This window comes from Streptococcus mitis, assembly GCF_003942695.1.
Taxonomy (GTDB): domain Bacteria; phylum Bacillota; class Bacilli; order Lactobacillales; family Streptococcaceae; genus Streptococcus; species Streptococcus mitis_BD.
In genome coordinates, this window is sequence record NZ_RJNU01000020.1 from 1 (window position 1) to 5,202 (window position 5,202).

Consider the following 5,202-nt stretch of genomic DNA (forward strand, 5'->3'; position numbering starts at 1 on the left):
TGAATCATGGATTCTCCTTTATTTATTTTTAGTATTAGAAGGATAATAGAAATAATAGAGTGTGTGAATTCTGTGGAAAACTGATTTCTATTTAGTAAATTCAAGCTTCCTAGCTTGTTTAAAAAATGTGGATAAAAAAGATAGAAAAGGAAAAGTTATCCACATGCTACTTAATTTTCTTTTTGATTGCTTCGATTTCTAAGCGTAAATTATCGTCTTCGTCAATCAAGGATTTGATTTTAGCATGGGCATGAATAACGGTGGTGTGATCCTTTCCTCCGAATTCTTTTCCGATTTTTGGAAGACTATTATCTGTCAGTTCTCTAGCTAGATACATGGCCACTTGACGCGCCAAAACGATATTTTGAACTCGTCTCGTCCCCTTCATTTCTTTGACACTCACTCCATAAAAATTACCAACTTCAGTTTGGATTTTGTCAATTGAAATGACTAGCAGTTGGCTAACATCTTGTTTGCGAGCTCTGATAGCTTCAGCAGCGATATCAATAGTGATGTCTTTAATCTTCTTTACTCTGGCAATTAAAGTGATATCGTTGATTGCTCCTTCAAGTTCTCGAACATTTGAATCGAATTGACCAGCCAGATATTCTAGAGTATCACTCTGGAAATGGTAGTTTAAATGTTCCGTTTTACTTTGAAGAATGGCGATACGTGTCTCAAAGTCAGGAGGGGTGATATTTTGAGTTAAGCCCCAACTAAAGCGCGTGACAAGCCTTTCCTCAAGGCCTTCTAAATGTTTAGGACTTCGGTCACTAGTCAGAACGATTTGTTTTTGATTGCTATGAAGAGCGTTGAAAGTATTGAAAAACTCTTCTTGAGTTGCAACCTTTTTTCCACTGAGAGATTGGATATCATCAATCAGCAAGAGATCAAGACTTCGGTAAGTTTTTTTAAATTTTTCCATTTCCCCGAGCCTCAGATGCTCAAGAAAGTCGTTGATAAAACTTTCAGCAGGAATATACTTAACCCGAGCTTCAGGAATATTTTTTAGAATTTCATTTCCAATAGCATTCAGTAAGTGGGTTTTCCCTAGTCCAGGACCACCATAAATGAAAAGGGGATTATAAGTCAAGGCGAGGTCTTCGGAAACAGCCAGAGCAGCAGACTTAGCCCAGATATTTCCATCTCCTTGAATAAAGTTATCAAAGGTATATTTTTCCTTCAATCCTGTTTCAGAATATGGAATAGCAAGATTGGCCTGTGAAGCAACATAATGATTGCTATTTTCAGAATCCATGACATAGGTTGAAGATTCTTCCTCAGGCTTTGTTAAGACAAATTGAGTTTTTATTTCAGTATCATAAACTTCAAAACCAGCAGCCACAATGATATCTTTGAGTTGTTTTTTCCAAACCATTTCCATTTCAGGTCTAGGTAAAAAGATAGTAGCTATATTTCCCTCCACTTTTATGAGTTCAGCAGGTGTGGCGTAGAAATCGTACATAGAACGTGTCAATCTTTCTTGAGCTAATTCCAAGATTTGATTCCAAAATTGTTTTTCTTTCACCGATTATCCCCTCCTTTGCTATATTTGATGTAAAAAGGTTTATTGTTAGATTTATTTTACCATAGATGCTAGTATTTTTCCACAATCTGTGGAAAAGAATCCACAATGTTTACATTTTTTATCCACAGGTTGGGGATAAGTGAGGGATTCCCTTGAATTCTTTGATTTTTTGCTATAAAAAATAGTGGATAAATTTGTGGGTTGAAAAAATAAAAGAACAGCCTTATTTCAGGCTGTTGATAATTCTGTCATATTCTTCTTGGCTTGAAAAAGAAATAATAACCTTTCCAGTATCTTTTTTAGAAAGTTTAATTTCTACATTCAATCCAAGTTGTTTTTTTAATTTATCTTCCTCATCTTTGATGAAAGAATCACTTTTTTTCTGCTTCTTTTGTTTTTTCTCTGTCAGTAATGTTTCGAGCTTTCTCACAGAGATATCTTCATTTTTGATTAGTTGAAAGAAATATTCCTGTCGCTCTTTATCCAAACCAACTAGTGAGCGTGCATGAGCTTGAGAAATTTTTCCATTTTCTACTTCAGCTAAGATATGCTCTGGTAGGGAAAGTAAACGAATAAAATTAGTGATATAAGGACGAGATTTTCCCATTTTATCTGCTATTTCGGTATGAGTATATCCTTTTTCAACTAAAGAGTCATAGGCGCGTGCCTCTTCAACTGGATTCAAGTTTTCTCTTTGTAAATTCTCAATGATAGACTGAATTATCATTTCCTGATCTGAAAGGTGTTTTACAACTGCTGGAATAGAGGTCAGACCAGCCAAGAGAGAAGCTCGATATCGTCTCTCTCCTGCAAGGATTTCATAACCAATTACAGGAGATTGACGAACGATGATTGGTTGGATTAGCCCATTTTCTTTGATTGACTGAGCTAATTCTTTTAATTTTTTTACATCAAATTCTTTCCGAGGTTGGTAAGGATTTTTTTGTATGTCCGAGATAGAAATCATTTCAAATTTTTCCATGGTTCTACACTAACATATCTTTTATTATATGTAAAGTTTTCTTTACACTGATGTCAATTAAGATTCTAAATCACTTGTACTTTTATCTAGCTTAACAGTTGTAGTCTCCTCTTTCCCATTTCGATAGTAGGTGATTTTAATGGTGTCTCCGATAGAATGGTTGTAAAGAGCACTCTGTAAATCTGTTGACGAAGAAATCTCCTTGTCGTCAACTTTGGTAATAACGTCGTATTTTTCAAGGTGACCAGATGCAGGCATATTACTTTGAACAGATTTTACCACTACACCAGAAGTTACGCTACTTGGAATATTGAGTTTTCTAAGATCACTAGCTCCGATATTAGCTAAATTAACCATTTGAATTCCAAGAGCAGGGCGAGTCACTTTACCGTCACTTTCAAGCTGTTTAATAATATTTTGAGCATCATTTGATGGGATTGCAAAACCAAGACCTTCGACAGAGGTTCCACCATTACTTGCAATTTTACTTGATGTAATCCCGATAACTTGGCCCTGAATATTTACAAGTGGACCACCAGAGTTACCAGGGTTAATAGCAGTATCTGTCTGAATAGCTTTTGTAGAAATCGCTTGACCATCTTGAGATTTTAGAGAGACATTTCGATTGAGACTTGAAATGATTCCTTGGGTAACTGTATTGGCATATTCGGATCCTAGAGGACTACCAATTGCGATTGCAGTCTCACCAACATTTAGTTTGCTAGAATCTCCAAATTCTGCTACGGTTGTGACTTTTTCTGAAGAAATTTTTACGACAGCAATATCAGAGAACGTATCAGAACCGACAATTTCACCAGGAACTTTTGTACCATCTGCTAAACGGATATCAACTTTTGAAGCTCCTTGAATAACGTGGGTATTTGTCACAAGGTAGGCATCTTTCCCATTCTTTTTGTAAATAACACCAGAACCTTCACTTGCTACCTGTTGAGAGTCGGTATCCGTATCTGTCTCGTCATTTCCAAAAACACTATTTTGCCGATTTGATGAATAAGTGATGACCGACACAACGGCATCTTTTACCTTGTTAACGGCCTGAGTTGTTGCATTTTCATTTTTGTAGGAAGTCTGAGTAACAGTGTTTGTAGTGTTATTTGTGGCTTGACTTACTTGTTTTTGATAAAGTTGCAGTGTCACAAAACTTCCTAGGGCACCACTCAAAAATCCTATCAGAATGATGATAAGAAAGGTAACTCCTTTTTTGTAAAATTTTTGTAAGTGTTTCATAAACGCCTCCGTTTGTTTTTTATTTGATTAAAGTATAAATCTATTAACTTAATTCAAGCTTAAAGGTAGAAGTTTTACACAAGTTGTGGATAACTCGCTTTTTTCTGTGAATTTGCTAGTTTTTCTAGATGATTCTTTGTGAATAAGATGTGAAATAAAGTGTGGATATGATAGAATAGAAGAATGAAAATAAAAATTGTAACAGTTGGAAAACTGAAGGAAAAATACCTTAAAGATGGCATTGCTGAATATACTAAACGTATATCTCGTTTTGCCACTGTAGAAATCATTGAGTTAGCTGATGAAAAAACTCCAGATAAGGCAAGTGAGTCAGAAAATCATAAAATATTAGAAATAGAGGGAAATCGAATTCTTTCTAAAGTTGGAGAAAGAGATTTTGTTGTTGTGTTGGCAATTGAAGGAAAAACTCTCTCTTCAGAAGAATTCAGTAGACAGCTGGAACAGGCTTCTATAAAGGGATTTTCTACCCTTACATTTATTATTGGTGGAAGTCTGGGACTATCCCCTGCTGTGAAGTATCGAGCGAATCTTTCTGTTAGTTTTGGACGTTTGACCTTGCCACATCAGTTAATGAGATTAGTTCTTGTTGAACAAATTTATCGTGCTTTTACCATTCAACAGGGATCCCCTTATCATAAATAGAAGATTGACTTACTTCTTGTTTTTTGATAGAATGGTCATGTTAGGTCTCATAGCTCAGCTGGATAGAGCATTCGCCTTCTAAGCGAACGGTCGCAGGTTCGAATCCTGCTGGGATCAGTACATTAGAGAAGAAGCTGGGATTACTCCCAGCTTTTTTCTTAAAAAAGTGCATTTCAGGTACAAAACAGTGCAGTTGAGAAGAAATTTTTCTTAAATAATCTTCATTTTGTATAATAAATTTGTAAGTTAATTTACAAGAAAAACAATACAGGAGATTTTATTATGAAAAACACAGTTAAANTGGAACAGTTCAAAAAGCTTACAGAGAAAGAATTGCAGGAGATTCAAGGTGGAGATAAAAGAGGATTAATGGATCTTTTTAAGCAAATTCCTATTTTTAGGAGAAAATAAAGGAGTAGAAAATGGATATTATGGTAGGAATATTAGATGCATTCTTAACTTGTGTTATAATCAGTAAAATTTATAGTCGAATTTGTGAAATTTCTAAAAAAGAAAGATATATTTTTGGTTTTATATTCTTTATATTTCAATTAATTTATGCCTTTATATTCTCTTTTATAGATTCTGATAAATTAATACTGATTTTACATTATACTTTAAAGAATTTTTATCCAATTCTATTCTATTGCTATTTTAAATTTATTAAAAAGTATGATTCCTCAAAAAATATATTTTTAAGTTTAATATTTTCACTATTGTATCAAAGTGCTCATACTTTTTTTTCCGTTACTATATCATCTATTACAGGTGACTTACTTGT

5 protein-coding genes, 1 tRNA gene and 1 pseudogene are annotated in these 5,202 nt (G+C 34.3%); 4 read left to right on the plus strand and 3 right to left on the minus strand.

Annotated elements, in window-relative coordinates; translation table 11 throughout:
- Nucleotides 1–166: 166 nt before the first annotated feature.
- The 3 genes from dnaA to D8852_RS09780 all read right to left on the minus strand — a co-directional run bounded on the left by dnaA (nucleotide 167) and on the right by D8852_RS09780 (nucleotide 3,758).
- Nucleotides 167–1,528 carry a chromosomal replication initiator protein DnaA gene (dnaA, locus tag D8852_RS09770; RefSeq protein WP_125426174.1) on the minus strand — a complete coding sequence of 454 codons (1,362 nt, stop codon included), beginning with the start codon at nucleotides 1,526–1,528 and terminating at the stop codon, nucleotides 167–169.
- A 223-nt stretch (nucleotides 1,529–1,751) separates the two neighbouring features.
- Nucleotides 1,752–2,510 (minus strand): ParB/RepB/Spo0J family partition protein, encoded by a 759-nt coding sequence (locus D8852_RS09775; protein ID WP_125426171.1) that lies wholly within the window; start codon nucleotides 2,508–2,510, stop codon nucleotides 1,752–1,754.
- Nucleotides 2,511–2,567: 57 nt separating this feature from the next.
- On the minus strand, nucleotides 2,568–3,758 hold the full coding sequence (locus D8852_RS09780) for a S1C family serine protease (protein ID WP_125426168.1): 1,191 nt from the start codon (nucleotides 3,756–3,758) through the stop codon (nucleotides 2,568–2,570).
- A 183-nt stretch (nucleotides 3,759–3,941) separates the two neighbouring features.
- On the opposite strand from D8852_RS09780, the gene rlmH reads away from it, so the two are divergent.
- The 4 genes and pseudogenes from rlmH to D8852_RS10105 form a co-directional block, all read left to right on the plus strand.
- Entirely contained in the window at nucleotides 3,942–4,421 is a 480-nt protein-coding gene (rlmH, locus tag D8852_RS09785) for a 23S rRNA (pseudouridine(1915)-N(3))-methyltransferase RlmH (protein ID WP_061453869.1), read from the plus strand.
- Between the two features lie 43 nt (nucleotides 4,422–4,464).
- A tRNA-Arg gene (locus D8852_RS09790) sits at nucleotides 4,465–4,538 on the plus strand.
- A gap of 165 nt (nucleotides 4,539–4,703) precedes the next feature.
- On the plus strand, nucleotides 4,704–4,832 hold the full coding sequence (gene comC / locus D8852_RS09795; RefSeq protein WP_125833943.1) for a competence-stimulating peptide ComC: 129 nt from the start codon (nucleotides 4,704–4,706) through the stop codon (nucleotides 4,830–4,832).
- Nucleotides 4,833–4,843: 11 nt separating this feature from the next.
- Nucleotides 4,844–5,202: pseudogene (locus D8852_RS10105) on the plus strand (histidine kinase); the annotation flags it as partial.